Genomic DNA, 25,195 nt, shown 5'->3' with positions numbered 1-25,195 from the left:
GCATTATGATACTTTTGCTGATTTATTTTTTATAAATTTCGGTTGTTTCTGCACTAAGAACTTTGTCTTCGCTACCGAGAATACAAATAAAGCAACCCATATACAGAAAAATGCAATCATATGTGTAGCTGTGAAATGTTCACCAAATACAAATACACCTAAAATTAAGCTAATTGTTGGCGCAATATATTGTAAAAATCCGACCATATAAAGTGGAATAAGTTGCGCTCCTTTCGCAAAATAAAATAGTGGTAATGCTGTTACAATGCCTGCTCCTATTAAAAGTAACGTTGATAACATGGAAATAGATCCAAATGAGCCGAAACCATGTGCGCCTGTTATAACAAGGTAAATGATTGCAAACGGCGTCACTAACATCGTTTCCATCGTAAGCCCGATTGTCGCATCATAGTTTAACAATTTTTTCGTTAATCCGTATAATCCAAATGAAAAGGCAAGTGAAAGAGAAACCCACGGAATAGATCCGAAACGTACTGTTAAAATGACAACTCCTACTCCAGCTAAACCAACTGCAACATATTGCCAAAAGTTTAACTTTTCCTTTAAAACGACTGTACCAAGTAAAATACTAATAAGCGGATTAATATAATAGCCAAGACTCGCTTCAATAACATGATTATGATTAACAGCCCATATGTAAACAAACCAATTTCCGCTAATCAAGACTGAAGCTATTGTTAATGACATTAATAATTTAGGTCGTTTAAAAAGATTCACAAATTCCCCAATAAACTGGCGAAATCTCTTCGTAACACCTAATACGAGTAACATAAAAACAAACGCCCAAACGATGCGGTGTGCTAATATTTCATCTGCAGGAACTTCTTCAATCCATTTCCAATAAATCGGCAGAATACCCCACATCGTATAAGCACCAGCCGCATATAGTATCCCTTTTTTTTGCTCTGCTGATTGACTCCCCATCTTCCTTTTTCTCCTCTTCTCATTTTTTCTCCATTATACGTTCTCATATGCTCACTTTACCAATAATCAATCTGCATTTCTTTCGACATTTCTCATACAACGAATAATAAACATACCGTTATTGCAACAAGTAACGGTATGCCGAAAACAAATTTCTTTTTATGAGTTTTATGATGAAACATATACATACCAATCCAAGCTCCAACTGCTCCCCCAGCTGCCGCTGATAAAAACAACGTACTTTCTGGCGTTCTCCACTGTTTCTTCTTTGCTTTTCGTTTATCAAGCCCCATAAGGCTAAAAGCTATAACATTAATAATAATAAAATAAATCCATTTCATCGCTTTCTCTCCTTATGAAAAATTCGATTAATAGTAGCACGAAAAAACGACGGAAACAACTGAAGAACGCTTTTTATCAAACTAGTTTAATTCATTACTTGCATATTTATATAACCAATTAAAATCGCAGTTATAGCAATTAAACAAAAAGATGTTATGAGCAGAAGCTTATATTTCATTCCCTTCACCCACTACCATATCATCGAAAAAACTTCTCTCAATCTCTTTTTCATCAAAATAAAGAACTACGATTAACCCTACGTATAAAGAAACGAAATTTAGAAACCATTCGCCATTATCATCTTTGTTAGCTAAACATTTAAATATCTCTTGAAATTGCATACGCTCGTCTGCAGCAACAATGGGACGTACACCAAAATATTTCAATACGAGATTCAGCTTCAGTTGCACGGATAATGATAAAATATATTTTAATAGCTTCGTATACTCTGCACTATCTTTTTGACTATACAACTTCACAAGCTTTGGATGTAAATTCGAAATCGATAATTCCTCGTCAGTCACTCTAGTTACTTCTATCGTTTCAATCATCTTTTTCATATCCATCACATTCACCCCTTCTGAAAAAATTCTAAAGCCAAAGAGTACTTAATTCAAAATGTATAATAATTGTGCGTTTCTCGTCTCTCGTTCTTCCTCACTGACTAAATCATACTTTTTTAGGAGGTGAAAAACATCATTTAATAATTTCTGTGAATGAGTACCTTGCAAAAAATTCTTTAACTCTTTAAAAATCCCTTCAGGTAAAAAATTCTTTTGACTTTCAAGCTTATTCATCACATCTTCAATAGAATGATCAATGTTACATGCCATACTAAACTTCCCCCTCTATCCTCTATAAATAATATCCTCAGCTAACGATGTAAACACTTCTCCAACAAGAGAATCTTCATCATATACAGATGAACCATTATTTTCTTCACGTTTCGCAAAAGGTATTTTGGCAATTACTTCTGTTTGCAATTGTTCTGCAAGCATTTCGCCGCCGCCTTTTCCGAAGAGATAATTTTTCGATCCATCTTGTTCTTCATAATAAGCCATATTTTCCACAATACCTAAAATCTCATGCTTCGTATGTTTTGCCATTACACCGACTCTTGAAGCAACGAATGAAGCTACATTGTGCGGAGTTGTAACAATTATTTCTTTCGCTTGCGGAACCATTGCCGCAACATCAATGGCAACATCTCCTGTACCTGGTGGTAAATCAAGTAATAAATAATCTAATTCTCCCCAGTGCGTATTCGCAAGGAAATTTTGAATCCATTTATTTAGCATCGGTCCGCGCCACATCACTGGGTTATTTCCTTCTGTAAAGAATCCCATCGACATGATTTTAACACCGTGACTAATGACTGGAATTGCCGTTTGATCAATCATCGTTGGTTTCTTATTCGTTTCCATCATAGCTGGAATACTAAAACCATATATATCTGCATCTAATATCCCCACTTTTTTGCCCATACGAGCTAGTGCAGTTGCAAGATTAATTGTCACCGTTGATTTTCCAACTCCGCCTTTTCCGCTCGTTACAGTAATAAAACGTACTCCTGAATCCGGGCGAAGCATACTCGGCATACCAGTTTCTGTTCTAGTATTTTTCTTTAACTTCTCTGTTAAAGATGCACGTTCTTCTTGTGTCATAGAGCCAAATATTACCTCCACTTTAGAGACACCAATTGCGTAAAGTGATTCTTCAATATCTTGTTGAATTTTTGCTTTTAACGGACAACCTTGGATTGTTAGTACTACTTCAAGTTTAACCTCTGTTCCGTTCATTTGTATATTTCTAACCATATTTAATTCTACAACACTTTTGTGTAACTCTGGATCCTCTACATGTTTTAATGCATTCATTATTTGTTCTTGAGTAAGCATAGAACTCATCCCTTCTCTTATTCTAATTTATATACCACATCTTCTTGGCGCTTCATCTGGTGAAAAAACTTATTATCCCCCGCTAACGGGCGGGATTAATGCGACTATATCTCCAGTTTTTATCATATCTTCATTCATTACAAACTCTTCATTAACAGCCACCATCACTTTATCCAGCGTTTGTAAACAATAGCTGGCTTTGAACCATTCTTTTAATTGCTGCACTGTCATTTCTTGCTTTTCTGAAATCACTAATCGATCCAATCCAACTTCCTCACGCAAATTTGCAAACAGTAAAATTGTAATCATTTTCTCATTCTTCCTTCTTTGGTTTTCCTTCTGAATATGGTGTGTTTTCAAGTTGATCTCCAACCCACATCGTTCCATCTTCCCAAAATTCTTTTTTCCAAATTGGAACGATTCGTTTTATACGTTCAATCGCGTACTCATTCGCTTCATAAGCTACTTTACGATGCGGTGATGAAACTGCAATGACTACTGCAATATCCATTATTTCTAGCCGCCCTACACGGTGCGTAATTGCTACTTTTGCGTCCGGCCATTTCCCACTAATTTCTCCACCAATTCTCATAAGTTGTTTTACTGCCATCGGCTTATATGCTTCATACTCTAAATGTAGCGTTCTTTTTCCTTTTGTTAATTCTCTCACCGTACCAATAAATGTTGTAATTGCTCCTGCTTCTCTTCTTGCAACCTTATTCGTTACTTCTTCAACTACAATCGGTATATCTACAATTTCAAATAGCGCTTGTCCCATTAGAACCACCTCTCCCTTTACAAAATGTCCAAGGCCATTTACTACCTTCGTTATCTTCTAATAAAAGAACATCGACAAACATATCTTTTTTATATCCTCTTGTCCCGCCCGGCAATACGATAAACGCGTTTGATTCTGCCAATGAAGAAACTGAGCTAGATTTATCAAACCCTGATGGATAAGCGATTAACTGACCTTCGTTATATGTCAATTTTGCTCGTACAAATCTTGTAAATGGATTCGGTTTTAGAAAATCTTCTCCTAATAACGCTTTTTCTCTTTTTAAATGTACTTTTTCACTAAACATATACGTCCGAATACACGGTCTTGCGAATAATTCAAACCCTACGTAACAAGCTGATGGATTTCCTGATAAACCAAATAATAACTTGCCATTTAATTGTGCTACAGTCGTAACACTTCCTGGTCGCATTGCAACTTTATTAAAAAGAACAAATGCACCTAACTTTTCGTAAATAGCTGGTAAATAATCATAATCTCCTACTGATACACCGCCCGTTGTAATTAACATATCTACTTGGCCAAGCGCTTCTTTCACAGCTGTAAAACACGTATTAAAATCATCACTAAACTTCCCAAAATATTTTACTCTTCCGCCTGCTCTTCGGATTTGAGACAATATCATATACGTATTACTGTTTCGGATTTTCCCTGGCTGTAATGACTCATTGACATCCAGTAATTCACTCCCAGTCGCTAACAGTCCAATTACAGGCTTTCTCGCAACTGGTACTTCACTATAACCGAATGTAGCAAGAAGAGCTGAAATACCTGGATTAATGTACGATCCTTTCTTTGCAAGAACTGTTCCTTTACGAGCATCTTCACCTTGAACAGAAATATTGTCGCCCGTTTTGAATGATCGCTTCACTTCTGTATAATTGTTGCCATTCTTCTCATATTGACGAGTCAGCTCTAACATAACAACCGCATCACACCCAGTCGGAATTTGTGCTCCCGTCATAATTCGAACTGCTTGAAACGGACCTACTTTCTCATGGAATAGCGCTCCTGCACCAATTTCACCCACTACTTCAAATACAATTGGCGTTTCATAACTTGCTAAATTAGTATCTTCTGCTCGAATAGCAAATCCGTCATACGGCGAACGATTAAATGACGGTACATCATGGTCAGCTACTAAATCCTCTGCTAATATACGTCCGTAAGCTAATTCAATTGGTAATAGCTCCTTTAAGCCTTTATGAGCAAATCCCATCACTTTACGAACAGCTTCTTCAACCGTAATTGGCACTCTTCTTTCCATTGTTGACACCCTCTCTATTAACCGAATACGCGATAATATAGTTGTTTCGCTTTCGAAATATCATTTGTACCATGAATAAAAACACGACCATCCCGAAAAAAAACGATGCGGTAATCATCGAATTGGCAAGATAGTAAATACGGATTCCGATCTACTTTTCCCAGTTTTTTTAATACTTTTTCTATATCATCAAAATTGTATTTCCTATTGTCTACTGTTCTAATTTGAACTGTATTTCTTCCGCATAAAACAGCTGCTTTCGTTTGATTTTCGTATGATAAATAAGGATAAGTTCGATTCAAACCGCATGAGAGACAAGCGTCTGTTTTTATTTTTCCTAGTTTTATAAAATGGTTTTGATTATTCCATATATCAAACATGAAAAATGTTTTTCTAATTGCTGAAAAATCTTCTATTAAAATTTTGAGTGCTTCCGCCACTTGATATGCTGCGACGATTTGTACAGTCGGGCTAATAATTCCAGCGGTATCACATGTCACACCTGTAACAGGAATATTTTTCAGCATACAATGTAAACACGGTGTCTCTTGCGGAATAATTGTATAACTCATACCATACGATCCAACGCAAGAACCATATACCCACGGAATATTATGTTTTTGTGATAAATCATTTATTACAAAACGAATATCAAAATTATCTGTTGCATCAATGATTACATCTACATTTTTTAATAGACCTTCCATATTTTCTAAAGTTGCATCCATTACGAAAGCATGTATTTGTACTTCCGAATTAATTTGTTCTAGCCGATTTTTTGCAGCAATTGCTTTCGGCATTTTCTCTATCGCATCTTGTTCAGAGTACAATTGTTGCCTTTGTAAATTACTCCATTCAACGTAGTCACGATCAATAATCGTCAACTTGCCAACACCTGCACGTACGAAACTTTCGGCACTTGCACTTCCTAATGCGCCTGCTCCTACAATTAACACATGTTTATTTCGAATTTTTTCTTGTCCTTTACTCCCAATTGGTTTGAACAACTGTTGTCGTGAATACCGATCAGCCATTACATACCCTTCCTCTCAAGAACTCTATTTCATATTAGAATGTTGTTTCTGATAACAAGCAAAGTAAGCAAAACCAACAAACCCAGCTCCTCCAATTACATTTCCGATAAAAACAGGAACAAAATTTTTAGCCAGATCCATCCACGTTAGATGACCAGCAAAAATAACAGCGGAAATGACAAATATATTTGCTACTACTTGCTGAAATCCAATGACTACAAATGCCATAATTGGAATCCAAATTCCGATGATTTTTCCGACAAAATCACTCGTCCCGTAAGCAAGCCAAAGAGCAAGACAAACGAGCCAATTACAACCAATTGCTAAAATTAAAGTTCTCCCAAATGATTCATGTAACTTCCCTTCCGCTATCGCTACCGTTTTATTTAAATACTCTCCCTCTGTTAATCCGCCAAGATGTCCAAAGCAATACGCAACGAAAATTGCCCCAATAAAATTCATGAGAGTAATCCAAACCCAGTTATTCAGTACACTTATCAATGTAATTTTCTTTGCATAAAGCGCCATAGACAGTGACATCATATTTCCCGTAATTAATTCTCCTCCTGCTAATACTACGAGCATGAGTCCAACAGGAAATACTGCCCCTCCTAAAACATTAACTAGACTTCCCCAGCGCTCAGGTAAATTCCCTAAAACTCGAATGTTAAGTAAAAAACCTATCGCAATAAACGCTCCTCCTAAAAAACCGAGAATAAGCATCGCTGGCAATGTCTGTCTTACTTTTTGAACACCGGCCTCAATGACAAGCTCAGCAATTTGTTCCGGCTTATGAAATGCCATTACCCATTCCTCCATTTTCTCCAAATAAAAAAGCAGCTTCAAAAAACCTCCTCAAAATAAAGGTTTTTGAATGCTGCTTAATTTCTCTGCACATCTTTTACAGAGATATCAATCATCACTTTTACTATAAAATAGAAAATCCACAACTCTTGTAAATTTTCCATTTTTCACTATGACGCTAGCTTTATATATTAACCACCGATATGTGACATTTCAATTTTAGGTATTGTTTTCTTATTTGTATGATTTAAGCGTTCATCTGAATAACGATCTTCCCTATTATTCCATATATCGCGTACTACATCTGTAATGTCCTCATCTGTATGTTCAGAACGAAGCAATTCTCTTAAATCATTTCCTTTAGAAGCAAATAAGCAGGTATATAATTTTCCTTCTGCAGAAATACGAGCTCTCGTACATGAGGAGCAAAAAGAATCTGTTACCGATGAAATAATACCTATTTCCTCATCGCTTCCTATATAACGATACCTAGTAGCCACTTCACCAGAATAATTTGCTTCTATCCGTTCTAACGGCATCACTTTGTGAATTGTATTTACTATTTCTTGTTTAGAGACGACCTCTTTTAAATCCCAACCATTATAATTTCCAACGTCCATATACTCAATAAAACGAAGAATATGCCTGTTTTCCTTAAAGTATTGCGCCATCTGCAAAATGTCTTGTTCATTTTTCCCTTTTTGAACGACCATATTTATTTTAATTTTCATACCAACTTCAGCAGCAGCCTGTATTCCTTCCAGAACCCTTTGTACTTTGCTCCTATTACCATTTAAATAGAAAAACCGCTCTTCTTCTAAGGAATCTAAGCTAACTGTTACACGTGATAGTCCCGCCTTATATAAATCAGGAGCAAACTTTTTAAGTAACGATCCATTGGTTGTTAAACCGATATCTTCCACACCATCTATTTTATGAAGCCGCTCAATAAGCTTTGGAAGCCCTCTTCGAAGTAACGGTTCTCCGCCTGTAATTCGTAATTTTCTCACACCTAAAGAAACGAAAATACGAGTTATCCTTTCAATTTCATCAAAAGATAAAATTTTATCATTAGACAAAAACGAGTAATCAGGACCAAATATTTCTTCTGGCATACAATATCGACAGCGAAAATTACAGCGATCGGTAACTGAAATACGTAAATCCTTTAACGGACGTTGTAACTTGTCTAATGTGACAGATTTCATATTTATTGCCTCGCTTTTACTTATTTTATATTTAAAACACGCTCTGGATGCGTATATACATTTAAGGATTGATTCCGAATAAATCCTATTGTCGTAATACCTAAATCTTCCGCTAGTTGCAAAGCTAACTCAGTTGGAGCTGATTTTGATAGTATAATTTCACAACCGATTTTTGCAACTTTCAATAATATTTCCGAAGAAATACGACCACTAAAAACAATGATTTTATCTTTTATAGAAATATCGTTTCTTAAACAATAACCGTAAATTTTGTCCAGTGCATTATGCCTACCAATATCCATTCGGCTTAAAATAATACCATTCACATCACATAAAGCTGCATTATGAACCCCGCCAGTATGATGAAACGTATCCGCAGATTGCTGCATTTCTTTCATTAACCGAAAACAATCCTCTGCCGCAACCTGTACATGGACACCCTGCATTTTTTTTGCACTTAGTGCATCATTAGCAAAAACAAACCCTTGCCTACTCATACCACAACAAGACGTAATATATCGTTTATTTTGCATTTGTTCGTAATACGGATTTACTTTTGCCGTCGTGACATGTACAAATCCTTCTTTCTCTTGTACCCATATGTCATCAATATCTTCATACTTTCGAATGATTCCTTCAGATGCTAAGAAGCCTATTACCATATCTTCTATATATTCTGGAGTACTAACCATTGTAACAAACTCCTGTCCGTTCATTTTAATCGTGACTGGAAACTCTGTTACAATGCTGTCCTCTATATGTTTAAACGCCCCTTGTTCATAACGAAAGATTTCTCTTTCTACCTGTATCGGTTTCACGATCAGTATCCTTCTCTCACGTTATATTTTTATCAAAAACAAATACCGAAACTGCAATATCTTCTTCTACTTTCATATCTGAAAATAGGTTCACTAATTTCGCTCCAACAAGTTCCTCCAAATGTTCACGGGAATTCGCAGCATATACTTCTTGAATCATTTTCGTTCTAGCCATATGAACCATTTCCGCACCGTCCATCGTACTTGAAATGAATTTTTCAGTAGGTGTTAAGTTTCCATAAAGAGTCGCAATCGCCATGTTTTCTGCAAAAACAGTATGAATTCGTTCTGGCCCTTTTCCGAAAAGTTCCTTTCGAAGTTTTCGTATCATATCATTAAATTCATGTACTTTTTTTGACATACCATTATACCTCCCACAAACCTCATTTTACTTTATTATATATTTTACCAAAATGAGCCTTCCGCCCAAACTATTTCGTACAAACATTTGGGCGAAAAGGTTCACTTCATGAAACTTATTCTTCTTTTAATCCTTTTCCCATACCTTTTAAGAAATGAAGCCCAAACCCGATAGCACGGTTAATATCTGGGTCTTTCAATACTTTCATAAGATCGAATACCCCTACTTTTTTATTACTCTCTAAATGTTCATTACCTTTTTCTAGCCCTACTAATAAGCTACCTATAAGCTTTTTCGTAAGCTCCGGATCAAGTTCTGTTAAAGCACCCGCAGCCCCCATCATATTATTAATTAAATTTGTAACAGGCTCACGAGTCACTTGGCCAAGAACAATCTTTGCGATTGGTTCTTTCGCCTTTAGCATAGAATTAGCTGCTTCTAACATGCCAATATCATTCAATTCCCCTACTATATTAAACATTTGATTTAGAGCGTCTTCATTATTAGCTAGAAGCTCTTTTAAATCATCTAATTTTTTCTGTTTTATTTCTTCCTCAGTTAATTCTTGTTTTTGAATCATTTTTATAGGTGCAGCCATATTTTTCTCCTCCTACTTATCCGTTAAATGCACATACCCTGGACGTGCCCACTTACGATGTACCTCAATACCAGCTTGAGGATGACGTTTTTTATTACGCGGGTTCGCTTTTGGCATCGGATTTTCGCCATCAACTTCTAGCACTTCCATACGCACTTTCGTCTGTTTATAAGCAGGTGTGTTCGTACGCGTATCGACCGCAGGACCTGTTAAGAAATTAATCGCTGTTTCATTATCTGTAGAATTCATCGGTAAATATAACTCATTCGCTTTTACACGCTCTGTAACGAGTGCACGTAATTTTAACGCTCCAAACGGAGAAACAAGACGGACTAATGAACCAGTTTTCACTCCACGTTCTTTTGCAAGGTCTGGAGAGATTTCAACGAAAACACCAGGTACTTTCGTTTGAATACCTGTTGATTTATTTGTCATATTCCCTTCATGGAAATGCTCAAGCATACGACCGTTGTTAATGTGAAGGTCAAACTCAGCTGGAAATTCAGCTGGACGTACCCAGTCAGCAATCGCAAAACGAGCTTTTTTATCTGGGAAGTTAAATCCGTCTTGGAACAGAAGTGGTGTATTCGTTCCATCAAAACTTCCCCAATGGAAACTGTTCCACCCTTCAAGCACTTCATAGTTCGCTTGCGAGAACAATGGTGATAAACTTGCCATCTCAGCAAAGATTTCACTTGGGTGGCTATAATTCCAGTTTGCACCTAGTTTATTCGCAACTTCCTGGACGATCCACCAGTCTGGTTTCGCATCTCCTAGCGTAGGAAGAACTTGATATAATCTTTGGACACGGCGCTCTGTATTTGTGAAAGTACCTTCTTTCTCAAGAGATGGCGCTGCTGGTAATACAACATCTGCATATTGAGCAGTTTTAGAAAGGAAAACATCTTGCACAACGAAGAAATCAAGGCTCGATAACACTTCATGTACATGATTTGCATTAGAATCTACAAGAGCCATATCTTCTCCGACAAGGTACATTGCTTTCATTTTTCCTTCGTCAATTGCGTGAAGCATTTCAATATTATTAAGACCTGGTTCACTGTCAATTTTCACTCCGTAAGCAGTTTCAAATTTCGCACGTTCCATTTCGTTAGTAACGTGCTGATATCCTGGAAGCCATCCTGGTAAAGTACCCATATCACAAGCACCTTGTACGTTATTGTGACCTCGAAGTGGGTATGCACCTGCTCCTGGACGACGATAGTTTCCTGTTGCAAGAAGTAAGTTTGAAATTGCAGCGGAAGTATCAGAACCACCTGTATTTTGCGTTACCCCCATACCCCAAAGGATACATGTACCATCTGCATCACGAATCATTTCAGCCATTTGAATAAGTGTTTCTTTTGAAATACCTGTTACTTCTTCTGCATATTCAAGTGTATATTCTTCTAGGCTTTCTTTGAAATCTTCAAAGAAGTTTACATTCTCATTAATGAATTCCTGATTATGCCAACCTTGATCAATCATATATTTCGTAACAGCCATTAACCAAACTTGATCTGTTCCTTGTTTTGGACTAATAAAGACATCTGATCGCTCTGCCATTTCGGTTTTACGAAGATCGGCCACAATTAACTTTTGTCCGTGTAATTTATGTGCACGTTTAATACGTGTAGCTAGAACAGGATGACCTTCTGTCGGATTACATCCTACAATAATAACAAGACCAGATTGCGCAATATCTTTAATCGTTCCGGCATCACCGCCCATACCAATTGTACGGAACAAACCATCCGTTGCTGGTGATTGGCAATAACGTGAGCAGTTATCAATATTATTCGTTCCAAATACTTGTCGAGCTAATTTTTGAATTACATAATTGTCTTCATTTGTAATTTTAGAGGAAGAAATAAATCCGATAGAACCTTTACCGTACTCTTCTTTAATAGCGCCTAATTTATTTGCAACTACATTCAGTGCTTCTTCCCATGTAGATTCAACAAACGTTCCATTTTTACGAATTAAAGGTTTTGTTATTCGTTCTTTAGAATTTACGAAATCCCAACCAAATTTCCCTTTTACACAAGTGGAAATTGCGTTAACTGGTGCATCTGAAGATGGCTGTACTTTAAGGATTTTACGCCCCTTCGTCCACACTTCAAATGAACAACCTACACCACAAAATGTACATACTGTTTTCGTTTTCTTCGTACGAGTATCACGCATGGCCGCTTCCACTTCTGATATCGCAAAAATACCGCTATAACCAGGCTCAACTTCTTTAATTAAATCTACCATCGGTTCAAGAATATCTGGTTTTAATCCCGTCATAAATCCAGCTTCACCGAGCATCGTTTTCTCCATTAAAGCGTTACAAGGACAAATCGTTACACATTGACCACAGCTAACGCATGAAGAATCATTAATATTTACTCCTTCATCCCAAATAACTCGTGGGCGTTCCGCTTCCCAGTCTATCGATAACGTTTCATTTACTTGTAAGTTTTGACACACCTCAACGCATTGACCGCATGCAATACATTGATTAGGATCATAGCGATAAAACGGATGCGTCATATCAACCTCACTTACATCTACTTTCGGTTCATACGGATATTTTTGATGTTCAATTTCCATTAATTCTGCTGTATTATGCAGTTTACAGTTCCCATTGTTGTTGTCACATACTGTACAGTATAATAAATGATTTTCTAGTAACCGATCCATCGCCTCTGTTTGTGCTTCTTTTGCGCGAACAGAAGCACGTTCAATGCTCATACCTTCCGTTGCTATCGTCGAACAAGAACGCATTAACTTTCCGTCAACTTCTACAATACAAGTGTCACATGTTTGAATAGGATCTACTTCTGGCACGTAACAAATTTGCGGATGTTCAATCCCGTTCTCATTCATAACACCCAATATCGTCGAACCAGGCTCCGCTGTATACTTTTTTCCGTCAATTGTAATATGAACCATGTTGTCATTCATGGTCTTTCCCCCTTTTTGAGAATAAAAAAACTCCACCACGAAAATATACGCACCACATTTTTGGCACGCTATCATCATGGTGGAGTAGTTTATTAGCACATCTTGCTAAAATACCAATCCATTTATTCATAAATAAAACGATAGATTCATAACAGGTCATATCACGATTCCATCTTTAACACTATAATTATAGCGTTAAAGTTAAAAATATACAATATAAAATTTAAACTACGCATATGTCAGCTTGTAACTATCCATAATAACCCATATAAAACATAACAAGGAGTAAGCGAACAAATGGGGTCTTTTAATAAATGGATTCGTGGTGAAAAATCTTTTTCTACCCAAGAACAAGCTGATTACGCATTAAATAAATCTATCTCTTCTTCCCTTTCCCTTAATTTAAAGCACTTGTCCAAACTGTTTAGCGGTATTCCAGAATTAATAACACGCACTTTTCCATTAAAAAACGGACAGGAAGCTGCACTTATATATATGGAAGGACTTGTAGACAAAACTGTTATTAACATAAACATTCTTCGTCCTCTCTTATTTAAAGAGTGGAATGAAGACGATTTTTGGGAAGCTTCTGTTTCTATCGGAAATATAAAAAAAGTTCAACAGTGGACAGACATTGAACAATCTCTTTTACACGGCAAAAGTATTTTATTTATAAACGGGCAACTATCCGCTTTAGAGCTTGATACGCAAGCGGCACCAAAAAGGAGTATTGAAGAACCTACAACAGAGAGCTCCATAAAAAGCTCACACGAAGGATTTAATGAAGTAGCGAGCGACAGCCTTGCACTTATTCGTCGATATATTCCAAATCGCGAATTGAAAGTGAAGGAATTCACTGTTGGTGAACGAGCTACTTCAAAGATTTTTTTGCTTTATCTAGCAGATGTTGCGAACGAAAATGTCGTAAAAGAAATGGCATCCCGTATCGAGTCAGTAAAAGTTGATGCGATTCTTACTACTGGTGAATTAGAGGGGTTTGTTGAAGATAATTCCTTTACTCTCTTTCCACAATTATCAATAACTGAACGCCCTGACACAACAGCACATCATATTCTTGATGGGCGAATTGCCGTTGTTGTAGATCGCTCACCAGGCGTATTAATAGGACCTATGACCTTTTCATCCTTTTTTCAGACGATAGATGATTACAGCTTCAGACCTATGATTCCATCTTTTATACGACTCCTTCGTTTCACTGGACTATTTATTGCAATATTTGCTCCTGCTCTTTATATTGCTATGATTTCCTTCCATTATGAAGTGATTCCGCTCAAATTGTTGTTAACGATTGGAGAATCTCGAGCCAAAATTCCTTTCCCCCCCATATTAGAAGCTTTATTAATGGAATTAGTTCTCGAAATGCTCCGAGAAGCAGCGATTCGGCTCCCTGGACCTGTTGGACAAACAATCGGCGTCGTAGGAGGAATTGTAATTGGACAAGCTGCGGTTCAAGCTGGGATTGTTAGTAACGTTATGGTTATCGTCGTATCAATTACTGCGGTTGCCTCTTTCATTATTCCCAACTTAGAAATGTCAGCAGGAATTCGGCTTCTTCGATTCCCAATGATGATAGCCGCCTCTTTATTTGGCGTCATTGGAATTATGGTTGGAATGGCAATTATTATCATCCATATTCTTTCTATGGAATCACTTGGTGTGCCATATGGTAGTCCTTTTTCTCCGTCATATGCTTCGGATTTAAAAGATACCCTTGTACGTTTCCCATGGAAAATTATGAAGAAACGGCCACTATCTCTACAATTAAAACAAGATAACCGGCAAAGAGATGTTGAGGAAAAGGAGGAGAATAAGTGACAAAACGTACAAAGAGGGAGATCACTTTATTTCAATACATTTTAACGATTAGTGGTGTTCAAGTAGGATTCGGTGTCCTTACACTTCCGCGTGAAGTTGCACAAGGTGCGAATACAGATGGCTGGATGTCTATTATTATCGGATGCGCTATCACTACTTTAGTCAGTTTATGTATTGTAAAAATTATGGAAAAGCATCCTGGATATACTTTACTTCATGTGCTGACTCGTTATCTTGGAAAATGGTTAGGAAGAGTAGGAATGATTTTTTGGATTTTATATGCTGTACTTGCAGCAGTTTCCTTAGTTTTTTCCCTCCTGTATGTTATTCACATTTGGATTTTACCTAGATCTCCTATGTTTTTAATTATGATTTTGCTTTCTATTCCAATGCTTATGCTTGCATGTAAAGGTGTACTTATTATTAGTCGCTTTGCCGTTTTCACTGTAATTTTTACCCTTTGGATGCCATTACTATTATTTATTCCTCTTAAAGATGGTCATTGGATATATCTTCTTCCCTTTCTAAAGGAAGGATGGATACCAGTTGTAACCACAGTGAAATCAACTATCATTGCGTTTCTCGGATTCGAGTTTGCATTCGTCCTTTATCCCTATCTAACTAACAAATCAGCTGCAAAAAAAGGAATCGTTATTGCAAATATGATTACTTTATTTGTTTACCTACAAGTTACGTTCGTTTCTTTCGTTTATTTTAGCCCGGATGGTATAACGAAATTTTTATGGCCGACTCTTTCTCTTGTTACACCATTTCACTTTTCATTTCTGGAACGATTTGAAATTATCTTTTTATCATTTTATCTCTTCATTATTTTCGATTCTTGTATTCCTTATATTTTCACTGCTTCAGATGGAATCAATCAATTACTTAACAAAAAAGGGAGTCCATTACCTGTTTGGATTTTATTATTCGGGTGCATTTTCGTTCTATTCTTTTATATCCCTTCCTCTTACCAAATAAGTGCGTTGCGAGAATTTTGGGGAACTGCCAGTTATTTTATCGTTTTTCTATTCCCAGTCGTATTTCTCTTATACATGACACTTTATCAGCATTGGAAAAGGAGCAAAATTTAAATGAGGCGCTTTATTCATTTCACTATACCTTGCTTTCTCATAACCTTATTAACAGGCTGTGGAGACCGGCTAGACTTAGAAAAACAATCTATTTCATTAATTTACGGTTTTGACGCAAAAGCAAAAGGAAAATTAATTGTGTACCACGTAAACCCTACTTTTAATGAAGACGTAGAAAAAAAGTACGAAACACATGAAGCAAAAGTGCGTACACCTCGAGAAGCAAAAGCAACGTTTAATAGTTCAAGTGGCGGTTTAGTATCTACAGAAAAGTTACAGCTCATTTTATTTAGCACAAATTTTTTAAAACAAGAAGGGGCTATGCCTTACCTTGATGTTTGGTATCGCGATCCTAAAAATACCGGAAACATGCGCATGGTCGCAGTAGACGGTCCAGTTTCTTCAGTTATATATAATAACTTTAAAGATAAACCTGCCCTTCCCGAGTATTTAACAGATTTAATTAATACAAATAAATTATACAATCGGACAGTTTTCACACCATTTCATGAATTTCATAGGCAAACGTTTAATAAAGGTATAACACCTGCTATTTCAGAAATAAAAAAAGGAAAAAAAGATGTTATCGTTACAGGCTCTGCACTATTAACTTCTCGCGGAATTTATAAGATGTCTTTAAATCGTTATGAAAGTGCCCTTTTGCTTATGTTGCAAAAGAAAGCTAATATACCCGTTTCACTTACAATGAAAATTCCGTCTCATTCAGTTGAAAGTAATAGTCATCTAAAAGATACAGAAGGTGACGATTTCGTAACAATAAACGTTCTTAGCATGAATCGTGATATCCGTACAGACTATAGCGATAACCACTTCAAATTTAATGTTAAAATGGATTTAAAAATTGCCGTATCTGAACTTACATTCAACATGGATATAGACAAAGATAGAAAGAAATTAACTTCTCTCATTGCAAAACAACTAAACAAAGATTTAAACGATTTAATCCACAAAATCCAAAAACAGCAACTCGATCCATTCGGGTTTGGTGATTATGCGAGAGCATTTCAATATAAAGAATGGAAAACAGTTGAAGATGATTGGCCGAGTGCCTTTTCAAAAGCTAATGTGAAAGTGGCACCAACTATTAAAATTTTAGAAAATGGGATTATTAAATAGCAAAAACACACTACTTACTCTTATACGTTTAAAGAGCAAGTAGTGTGTTATCATTTTTATTTTGAAGCTTCCTATGCAGTTACGCTTCTGTTTCTTGTTCTTCGTTTTCCGCTTGTTCCAACCTTTGCTGTTCTGCAAGTTCGGCTGAAATCATTCCATAATAAATTTCTGGATACAATCCAAATATTTGATATACACTTCCTAAAAACGGCATCGGAATCCCTCTTTTCTAAAATTGTATTGCCACTTTTAAGGATTCCCTTTTCATTCATTAAACATTCGTTTTTGATGTTTCCTCCTCATCATGAACACTTAATAAATTTTGCCACTTTTTATACGGTGCACTATTTGGGTCTACATAACCTTTCGCGTACGAACGATCCCACAATTGTTTAATAAACATTTCTTTCTCTTTCTTTGCAACCATATCGGCACCTGTACCGTAATAGTTTTGGAAATATAACTCAATTTCATCAAGGAATAGCCTCAATAATTCATCAGAAGTTTCTTCTAACGTTGGGTCATATTTCGCTTCACGTTCATACATTAAAATCATATCTAAAATATTATGGACATGCTCTTTACGAAGCCATCTAATATCTTGAGCACCTAATACAAACGGATGTGTATATAAATGTCCACCTTGTATCATCGCCTTCTCTTGTTCTTCTTCAAACCTGGACAAGATGTTTTCATAAATAAATGGGTTATGAAGCAACGCTCTGTGTAATTTATAACTTTCGCTTGAAATATTTTTCCCCATCGACTGAATTAAGAAGCTACGTCCAACGCCATTATATTGATACACAAACTGGCCATCAACAGCAACTAAACTAATCCAGCGATACATATACGCGTATAGTAGAGCACGATTACATTTATCGTAATCTAACTTCGTTTGCGTTGCATTTAAGTCTGGCATGAAGGCTGGTAAGTGCCAATACTTATCTAAATGCGGCGTTAAACTAGATTTTTTACTATTCAACTTGTTCACTCGGCGATAGTAAGACTGAAAATAATCACCTTTATCATTCATAAATCCATTTGCAATATGCCCAGACGAAAGCTTAGGAAAGTCTTGCAGTGATAAACCGTAATGTGCACGATAGCAAATGACTTCAAATGGTGAAAAAGCTTCATGTACTGTATCTTTTTCTTTAAACATTTCTTGCATTAATTCCTCTTGCAATTCTTTCTTTAAAGATGGGTGTATACCCCAATATTGTAATTCCCTATGATGCGAAACTTTCGGAACGAATGGACTTGCTAAATGGAACAAGTCTTCAATTTTTTCACGAACATATTCATCACGATCACGATTCTTATAATCCGCTTCTTTTCGTAATGCTTCAACGATGTTCAGCTCTAATTTATCGCGATAGCGTATTTGTAACTCATCGTAACAATAGTTTAGTATGTGCTCACGATAAAAGTCTTCTACCTTTTTCGATTGAATCTCTTCTGTTTTCGCATCCCGGCAATATTCCCCGTATAAGCTCATATAAATTTCCGCACATATATCTTTCGGTAATACACCTAAATTTAAATGTTGTTGCATATCTTGCCATATCTTTTCTTGCAACTTCTCTTCAGCTAATACGTATACATTCGTTGGGTTTGTTTTCCCTTCAAATTCCTTGCTTCGTTTTTGAATTTCAAACAGTAAATTTTCACGTGTTTCATGTAAATTATCAAAAAATCTTTCCCAATATTGAATCATTTTGTTAACTGCTTGATATAGCGATTGATAAACGAGTTCTAATAGCATTTCTTTACGGTATTCGTTTAATTTGTGTACGTACTGCGTTACAATATCTTCAAATTCCTTTTTAAATAAACGCTGCTGGTTATTAATCATTTTTCCAAACCAGCCTTGTTGCTGCGCAATTTCTACTCGGCGTACAGCTGTTACCGTTCCATCAATATTACTCACATTAAATTTCTTATCGTAGTTTTGAATTAAATTACGCTTTTGTTCATTATTTTCATGTAGTCGATTCATTTTTTCGACTAACTGCTTTCGAATTTCATATAACATAAAACGAGCTGCTACTGGGTGAACTGGATCTGTTTTCTTTAAAAACCATGTATTTAATTGATAGGACTGCCCTTCAGAACCACTTGGTGAAAAGCGGTCTGATTCAATCATGTCATATAAAAGTGTCGTTACATGTTCATGTACACGGCTCGGAATCGCATACGCATATAAACGAACCGCATGATCCACTCTTGCCACTTCACCTTTCATTTGTTCCATCATTTTCAGTTTCGTAGCTGAAATTTTACACTCATGTTGCAGACGATTTAATTCCTCATCTTTTTGCACCGTTCGTTGTACATAACTTTCTACAGCTTCTAAAAACAGTTTTGATTTCGCAACTCCGAGCTTACCACCCTCTGCTCCTTCACGTGTTTCATTGTACATTTGTCTATAGAAAATATGAGCTTGCTCTGGACGGGTAGCAAGATGCTCCAAGTCCTCTAAATAACTTTTACCTCTTTCCGGCTTTTCACGTTGCATCCCACGTTTTACATCTTGATCGTATCTTTGCTTCTTCTCTTGAAACAGTTGATCTAAATGAAGCCACGATTCATCTAAACCTTGCACCGCCCATTTTAAAGCACAATATTTTAACACATGTTCATATGGATAAATGAGCTTTGCCGTTCCTGCCCCGCAATATCGTCCTTTTCCGCTTGATTCTGCTAATTGCTGAATTTGATTGTCTTCCTGTGCAAAATGACTTGTGGACATCGGGCTAAATAACTGTAAATAAATTGTATTTGCCATCTGTTCCATATAGTCTGATAAATTGTGTAAATGGTGTCCATGTAGGTTTTCGTAATCGTATAAGAAACAATAATTGTACGGTAAATGATGTTGTTTAATTGTATGATTCGTTCTTCCGTCTTCATCTACTTGATCAGGGCGATACTCTAATTCAATTGTTACACCGCCGCGTTTTGATAATTCTCCAGTAGACCCGAGCGTAATAGCATGTAATTCTTTTAACGATGCATAGCCATTTGCTTGCACCGTTTCAAATTCTTTCGCGCTAACTGTTCTCGTCTTTACTAAAACATCCGGCATTAAAAACGCACCGCGTATTAAAATGTTATGATGCTGCAATTTCTTCCGAAGCATTTCACGTAAATATAAAGCAATTTGCAGAAACATCCCTGAACCTGTTCCGCCTGCTAGTGATGTTACTATAATGACACGCACACCATATTCCGTTTGATCACTTGTAACCGGAAAAATTTTCTCGATTTCTTGCCAAAAAGACGTCAATTTATCTTCTTTCATCGCAGCACGTAACGCTAAACGTGAAATAACGCGTAACTGTCCTGCTCCTTCTGTTAATGGCTTATCAAGTATAGTCGGATCCATCGGAAACCACTCTGGGATCGTTGGATCTCCTGCAATATACTCCCTAGGCGTTTTACTAGAACTTGTTTGTGTCTTAAACTTTCGAATATGATCAAATTTACTTAATGTATTCACATCTGTATCAAATACGTGCATTGCTACCTTTTTTCGGCGCTCTTCAGGCAGTTTTTCATATATTTGATGCGTCACAGTACTACCGATTCCACCTAAACCAATTAATATTGTTGGAACTTGTAATGTCATGTGAACCACCTTCCTATTCTTGCTTGTTTGAAAAAGGAGAAGAGAATCCATACTCCATCCCCTTCTTATCCCTACCTACTATTCACATTCGTACTTGTAAATCTCCTTACCATATCCTCTATCAATTAGTAAAAGTTCATTTGGATATAGTGTCTTATGTTCCATTCCTACTTCATCCTCTGTTATAAACATTCCATCAATAATCATTCCAACTACTTGTGATTCTTTCGCTACAAAGACAGATTTCGAACCTTTCTTCGCTATAAATGTAACGGATTGCACAGTTTTTCTTTCTGCTCTAAATGGGATACCAAAATAATGGTTCCACCATTTATTTCGAAGTAATTCTGGTTCAGATTGATATAGCCAATCTTTCGCTACCTCTTGATCCCATTCATAATACAGTAGTGCTTTCCTGTGAAATCTTGGCCGAACAATCCATCCTAAAACAATGATTCCTACTACTAGCAGTAATAAAGTGATAGGAATGACAAACTTAAAAATAAGCGCATATTTTTCATAAAACGGAGCATTTTGAATATGAAGTGATATTTTTTTCTTTACTTCTTGTAATTTTGAATCTTGCACTACGATGGTAGCTTCTATAGTGCCGGTATCTGTGAAATTGAATGTGTCGGAGTAATGAGGGCGAGGATAAATATAAATTTGATTACCATGTTGTTTTATTTCATAGTTGATTGATTGTTTAGATGTGACACCAGTAGATTTTAATAGTTTCTTTACAGCCTCTTCTGTCATCGGCTTACCATCTAACTGTGGTTGTATAATAAACGGTTTACTATTCTCTAAATTTGTTACTTTTTCTTCATAATCTTTCGTAATCGTTTGTAGTGATAATTTTGGTTTTTCCGTTACTTCGATTTTAAATTCTTTCGTCTGTCTGTAAAATCCCTTTATGTTCATATGAACTTTCCCACGCACTAGCCCTTTAGCAATCTTCATTTCGTAGTAAAATACATGTTTTTTATCGTCCCACTTCATCGGGTAGTGTTTTCCGTCTATTTCTAATTCTGCCTGAAAGTAAGAAGACTGAACTGGTAACTCCGTAGGCTTTGCTTCAATAACAGCAGTAACACCTTCGTACATTTTCTCTACATTTTTTTGACTACTATCATCTTTGTCATAAGTAGAAACCGTATAATTAAGCGCTGGTTCAACTAGTACTTGTAGTCCTTCTTTCTCAATGTCCTGGTCCACTTCTATCGTATAAGTTCCTGGTTTAATAACTTCCTCATTTTTCGTACTTATATGAACTATATTTCCGAACAATTTTGCTTCTCCTGGTGCATGTATGGAAAAAGAAGATTGTAATTGTAATGGTTTAGAAATTTGTGTGACCTGATAATCGAGCAGAGAAGGCGATTGTCGTACAAGCGTCATACGCTTTAACGGAAACGGTGTTGTAATCTCTACTCTTTTCCCAACTACTTTCGTTTTTACAATCGATTCAACAGAGGAGAATGGATCACGATTTGCAACTAATGCTGCCACTTGATTTACACTTTTTACAATGCCATCTTCTCCGCTTGACGGCATCGTAACACCATTTATCTCTTTCTTCCATATTTCCTTGAACGTATTTAGTTGTTCTTTTTCTTGTTGTCCTAAATCTTCTTCCATCGTAATTAAGACTGGATGTAACGATATCTTTTTTGCATCCATTTCTTTCTTAAACTGGGCTAATTCCCGCAAAATTTGTTCTTTTCCGCCAACCTTATCTTTCTCTAAATCATTAAATGCCCCGTCAGTTAATACAATAAGCCAAAATTCACGTTTTCCATCTATATCTGCTTCCTTTTTTATAGATTGCATCGCCGTTTCGACTGCGCTAAATGGAGTATTTAAATACGTTTTCCATGCTCCAATTCCCTCAATTTCTGTTTGCCTTTTATCCTTCGTTAACGAAATGTTTAATGTATCATTCGGCTTACTCATTGGAACGTAAGAAAATTTATCTTTTTCATCCAATAGCGCAACTAAACTTTGCAAAGCATAATTGGCATATTTCCAGCGATCGTTATTTCTCATGCTGCCCGAATCGTCATATACAAGTGAAACGACCCTTTCCTTTGCCTCCTCTCCTTTTGCAAAAGCTGATAAAGGTAAACATATAAATAGAAACAACATGAACGTGGCACAAATTCGGATTTTCATGATGAGGCTTCGCCACCTTTGTAGACAAATTCCTATGTTTAAATTTATGAGAGGAAACAAGATATATGACTTGTATTTTAGGACAACTAACCCACCATAACTTTATTATGTAAACAGACCATACACTTGGTAATATTCCTTCTAGCATTCTCTATCCAATTATATAAGTAAAAAAGCCTGTTTAAGCTCCACACTTAAAACAGACTTTTCCTACTTTTTATTTTAAAAACACTTAACAAAAAGTTTGATTTTTAACTAACACATCACTTCAATTGTAAATCCACCAGGTGCTTCCACATAAAACGTATACGCATGTGCACGTTTAGGAGCCTCAACCAAAAATCCATCTTCCTTCAATCTTTGATTTATCTTATCTACTTGTTCTTCACTTTCTTGTGGAAATCCTACATGAAATGTTTTTGGATAATGTACGTCTTTCCCTTTCATTAACGTTAATATAAACCCATCATTATCACGCATAACTGCAAAGCCATTTCCCCTTGTTCCGCTACAAGTTAAACTAAAATACCTCTCTAAAAACGCTCTAGATGCTGTTACATCTGTAACTGTTAAATTAAGATGTTTAATTCCCAATCCTTCACCTTCTTTCTCAATTTTCTAACATTTTATCATACAAATAAAAAACACGCCTTCCACAGCGTGTTTCATTGCTTTACATACACTTCAACAATCGGATTCTCTTTATGATCCGCATGCAAGCGTATATTCTCTTCACTTGTATTATAAATACTAGCTAATAACATTATCGTTAACACATTAGGTGTCTTCGCATCACTTCCGTATTTTCTCTCAAGCGCTTCCTTATATTCAAAATCTAAATCCCCCTGCACATATGTATACACTTCAAAACCATCTTCTAAATTGCAAACTACTGTATCAATAATATCTGCCCCTACTTGCTTCTTCATTTCCTCTCGCAACGCTTCAATAAATTCTTCCCACGGTACTTCGTATGTCTGAAACTGATCTGTAGATTTCATGCCTTTTCCTCCTTATATATCCTCTTCTTATATTTCCCCTTTCCTATAACAATTATGATAGATAGGGCATTCGTACAAGCCGCACTTGTCCCCCTTACATATCGTATTACTGTAATGCGGAAGGAGGAAAGAACATGCATAGACAAAAATGTTATGATACATGCCGACGTTACTTCGGAAAAGTTGTTCGGATTGAAGACCGTGATGGCCGTATACATTTAGGGAAAATAATCGATGTGACACAAAGCTCTGTATGGATTGAACCGGTGCAACAGCGCTCATCTTTTGATTCAGGATTCGGATACTACGACGCTTATGCAAACGGTGGTTGTGACCTTTGTGGAGGCCTTAGCAGGTGTGATAGTTGTGGATTCGGATGCGGTGGTGGATTCAGCAGCTGCGGATGTGGTGGTCGTGGTTGTAGTAGTTGTGGTTGCGGCGGCTGGGGAGGCGGCGGTTGTGGCTGGGGTGTTGAACTCGGATTTGGTTTCATCTTCGGAATTACATTAGCTGCATTATTTTTCATTTAACATAGTAAAGAGTTGGCTACCTTTAGCCAACTCTTTTTCTTTATTTTTCACATATAAAAATACGATGCCCTAAAATGTGTTGGTACATAAGCCGTACATTTTCATGCTGTACCCACGCCTCATATAACTCATTCGGAATATGTGAGGATACATTCCATTCTGGCTCTTCTACATAGCCAGAGATTGTTTCTGCAATCGTGCCACCACCTGCAGTTGTAATTCTTTTAAAATTTGCTTTCTGAAATAATTGTACCCACTCCTTCTCAGTTAATAGTTCTTTCATGCCATATAATTGGGCGATTTTTTCTTCCTCACCCTTATCAATGTGCCTATCAATAATCATTTCAATGACAACAAGCTTACCGTCCTGCTGTAATACACGATAACACTCCGAGATAACCCTTTCTTTGTCTGTAAAAGCGATGATTGATTCTCCAAGTACGAACTCAAATGAGTTATTCAAACACGGTAAATGCTCTACATTTCCTTCAATTAATTGTATATCTAACCCTTCAAACAACCATCTATCTTTTGCCTTTTGAATCATAATTTCATTCTTTTCAACCGTTGTTACTTTATAGCCAAATTCCCTTGTCATATACGCCGCTGTTCTCCCCGTACCGCAACCTATCTCAAGGACATTCGCTCCATATTTAAAAGGCAGTTGTGCTAACAATTGTTTTGTTAACGTAAAGCCACCAGGATGAGCACTTCCTATTCCGTAATAAGCTAGGAAATCGATGTATGTGTTTCGTTTCATGG

25 protein-coding genes are annotated in these 25,195 nt (G+C 36.5%); 4 read left to right on the top strand and 21 right to left on the bottom strand.

From position 1 onward, the window contains the following. Nucleotides 1-3: 3 nt before the first annotated feature. The 15 genes from rarD to fdhF form a co-directional block, all read right to left on the bottom strand. Nucleotides 4-945: an EamA family transporter RarD gene (gene rarD, locus AC0OM3_RS06405; protein ID WP_474211190.1), complete on the bottom strand. Its 942-nt coding sequence runs from the start codon at nt 943-945 to the stop codon at nt 4-6. A 92-nt stretch (nt 946-1,037) separates the two neighbouring features. Continuing rightward, entirely contained in the window at nt 1,038-1,286 is a 249-nt protein-coding gene (locus AC0OM3_RS06400) for a DUF1294 domain-containing protein (protein WP_000871325.1), read from the bottom strand. 168 nt (nt 1,287-1,454) lie between these two features. Then, complete coding sequence (locus AC0OM3_RS06395) at nt 1,455-1,853, bottom strand: nucleoside triphosphate pyrophosphohydrolase family protein (protein WP_000367298.1); 399 nt, start codon at nt 1,851-1,853, stop codon at nt 1,455-1,457. A 42-nt stretch (nt 1,854-1,895) separates the two neighbouring features. Then, entirely contained in the window at nt 1,896-2,120 is a 225-nt protein-coding gene (locus AC0OM3_RS06390; RefSeq protein ID WP_000752373.1) for a hypothetical protein, read from the bottom strand. A gap of 15 nt (nt 2,121-2,135) precedes the next feature. Further along, nucleotides 2,136-3,185 carry a P-loop NTPase gene (locus AC0OM3_RS06385; RefSeq protein WP_000957516.1) on the bottom strand — a complete coding sequence of 350 codons (1,050 nt, stop codon included), beginning with the start codon at nt 3,183-3,185 and terminating at the stop codon, nt 2,136-2,138. 72 nt (nt 3,186-3,257) lie between these two features. Next, complete coding sequence (gene moaD, locus AC0OM3_RS06380) at nt 3,258-3,494, bottom strand: molybdopterin converting factor subunit 1 (protein ID WP_474211223.1); 237 nt, start codon at nt 3,492-3,494, stop codon at nt 3,258-3,260. A gap of 4 nt (nt 3,495-3,498) precedes the next feature. Next, nucleotides 3,499-3,963 (bottom strand): molybdopterin synthase catalytic subunit MoaE, encoded by a 465-nt coding sequence (moaE, locus tag AC0OM3_RS06375; protein WP_000529378.1) that lies wholly within the window; start codon nt 3,961-3,963, stop codon nt 3,499-3,501. Next, nucleotides 3,944-5,251, bottom strand: coding sequence for a molybdenum cofactor synthesis domain-containing protein (locus AC0OM3_RS06370; protein ID WP_199696878.1), 1,308 nt, complete (start codon nt 5,249-5,251; stop codon nt 3,944-3,946). The genes moaE and AC0OM3_RS06370 overlap by 20 nt, the downstream gene beginning before the upstream one ends. A gap of 17 nt (nt 5,252-5,268) precedes the next feature. After that, a complete protein-coding gene (locus AC0OM3_RS06365) occupies nt 5,269-6,285 on the bottom strand; it encodes a molybdopterin-synthase adenylyltransferase MoeB (protein ID WP_000785256.1) in 1,017 nt (338 codons plus the stop codon). 24 nt (nt 6,286-6,309) lie between these two features. Beyond that, complete coding sequence (locus AC0OM3_RS06360) at nt 6,310-7,089, bottom strand: formate channel (protein WP_002164134.1); 780 nt, start codon at nt 7,087-7,089, stop codon at nt 6,310-6,312. 191 nt (nt 7,090-7,280) lie between these two features. Next, nucleotides 7,281-8,297 carry a GTP 3',8-cyclase MoaA gene (moaA, locus tag AC0OM3_RS06355; RefSeq protein WP_000844116.1) on the bottom strand — a complete coding sequence of 339 codons (1,017 nt, stop codon included), beginning with the start codon at nt 8,295-8,297 and terminating at the stop codon, nt 7,281-7,283. Nucleotides 8,298-8,317: 20 nt separating this feature from the next. Next, nucleotides 8,318-9,115, bottom strand: coding sequence for a formate dehydrogenase accessory sulfurtransferase FdhD (gene fdhD, locus AC0OM3_RS06350; RefSeq protein ID WP_000802676.1), 798 nt, complete (start codon nt 9,113-9,115; stop codon nt 8,318-8,320). A gap of 16 nt (nt 9,116-9,131) precedes the next feature. Then, nucleotides 9,132-9,476, bottom strand: a complete 345-nt coding sequence (locus AC0OM3_RS06345) for a Na-translocating system protein MpsC family protein (RefSeq protein ID WP_000039582.1) — start codon at nt 9,474-9,476, stop codon at nt 9,132-9,134. A gap of 115 nt (nt 9,477-9,591) precedes the next feature. Then, nucleotides 9,592-10,074: a helical membrane plugin domain-containing protein gene (locus AC0OM3_RS06340; RefSeq protein ID WP_000729889.1), complete on the bottom strand. Its 483-nt coding sequence runs from the start codon at nt 10,072-10,074 to the stop codon at nt 9,592-9,594. Nucleotides 10,075-10,086: 12 nt separating this feature from the next. Beyond that, on the bottom strand, nt 10,087-13,026 hold the full coding sequence (gene fdhF, locus AC0OM3_RS06335; RefSeq protein ID WP_074593079.1) for a formate dehydrogenase subunit alpha: 2,940 nt from the start codon (nt 13,024-13,026) through the stop codon (nt 10,087-10,089). Between the two features lie 297 nt (nt 13,027-13,323). On the opposite strand from fdhF, the gene AC0OM3_RS06330 reads away from it, so the two are divergent. The 3 genes from AC0OM3_RS06330 to gerSC are packed head-to-tail and all read left to right on the top strand — an operon-like array spanning nt 13,324 to nt 17,093. Next, on the top strand, nt 13,324-14,862 hold the full coding sequence (locus AC0OM3_RS06330; protein ID WP_046945591.1) for a spore germination protein: 1,539 nt from the start codon (nt 13,324-13,326) through the stop codon (nt 14,860-14,862). Beyond that, nucleotides 14,859-15,956, top strand: coding sequence for an endospore germination permease (locus tag AC0OM3_RS06325; protein WP_000167005.1), 1,098 nt, complete (start codon nt 14,859-14,861; stop codon nt 15,954-15,956). Before AC0OM3_RS06330 ends, AC0OM3_RS06325 begins: the two co-directional genes overlap by 4 nt. Continuing rightward, nucleotides 15,957-17,093: a spore germination protein GerSC gene (gerSC, locus tag AC0OM3_RS06320; RefSeq protein WP_046945593.1), complete on the top strand. Its 1,137-nt coding sequence runs from the start codon at nt 15,957-15,959 to the stop codon at nt 17,091-17,093. Nucleotides 17,094-17,172: 79 nt separating this feature from the next. Here the strand turns inward: gerSC and AC0OM3_RS06315 are convergent, their stop codons facing one another. The 5 genes from AC0OM3_RS06315 to AC0OM3_RS06295 all read right to left on the bottom strand — a co-directional run bounded on the left by AC0OM3_RS06315 (nt 17,173) and on the right by AC0OM3_RS06295 (nt 23,903). Then, nucleotides 17,173-17,307 carry a phosphonate ABC transporter permease gene (locus AC0OM3_RS06315; RefSeq protein ID WP_001116180.1) on the bottom strand — a complete coding sequence of 45 codons (135 nt, stop codon included), beginning with the start codon at nt 17,305-17,307 and terminating at the stop codon, nt 17,173-17,175. Between the two features lie 57 nt (nt 17,308-17,364). Further along, a complete protein-coding gene (locus AC0OM3_RS06310) occupies nt 17,365-20,727 on the bottom strand; it encodes a tubulin-like doman-containing protein (RefSeq protein WP_474211189.1) in 3,363 nt (1,120 codons plus the stop codon). 78 nt (nt 20,728-20,805) lie between these two features. Then, nucleotides 20,806-22,902 carry a vWA domain-containing protein gene (locus AC0OM3_RS06305; protein WP_474211188.1) on the bottom strand — a complete coding sequence of 699 codons (2,097 nt, stop codon included), beginning with the start codon at nt 22,900-22,902 and terminating at the stop codon, nt 20,806-20,808. Nucleotides 22,903-23,157: 255 nt separating this feature from the next. Continuing rightward, a complete protein-coding gene (locus AC0OM3_RS06300) occupies nt 23,158-23,496 on the bottom strand; it encodes a VOC family protein (protein ID WP_000511527.1) in 339 nt (112 codons plus the stop codon). A gap of 71 nt (nt 23,497-23,567) precedes the next feature. Further along, entirely contained in the window at nt 23,568-23,903 is a 336-nt protein-coding gene (locus AC0OM3_RS06295) for a hypothetical protein (RefSeq protein ID WP_000842901.1), read from the bottom strand. A 134-nt stretch (nt 23,904-24,037) separates the two neighbouring features. On the opposite strand from AC0OM3_RS06295, the gene AC0OM3_RS06290 reads away from it, so the two are divergent. Next, nucleotides 24,038-24,433, top strand: coding sequence for a hypothetical protein (locus AC0OM3_RS06290; protein ID WP_000555000.1), 396 nt, complete (start codon nt 24,038-24,040; stop codon nt 24,431-24,433). Nucleotides 24,434-24,473: 40 nt separating this feature from the next. On the opposite strand, the gene AC0OM3_RS06285 is transcribed toward AC0OM3_RS06290, so the two are convergent. After that, nucleotides 24,474-25,193 carry a class I SAM-dependent methyltransferase gene (locus tag AC0OM3_RS06285; protein WP_474211187.1) on the bottom strand — a complete coding sequence of 240 codons (720 nt, stop codon included), beginning with the start codon at nt 25,191-25,193 and terminating at the stop codon, nt 24,474-24,476. Nucleotides 25,194-25,195: the final 2 nt, after the last annotated feature.

The sequence above is a fragment of the Bacillus sp. FAU20 genome (genome assembly GCF_056033865.1).
Note: the sequence above shows the minus strand (reverse complement) of the source record. Positions and strands in the feature narration are given on the sequence as shown.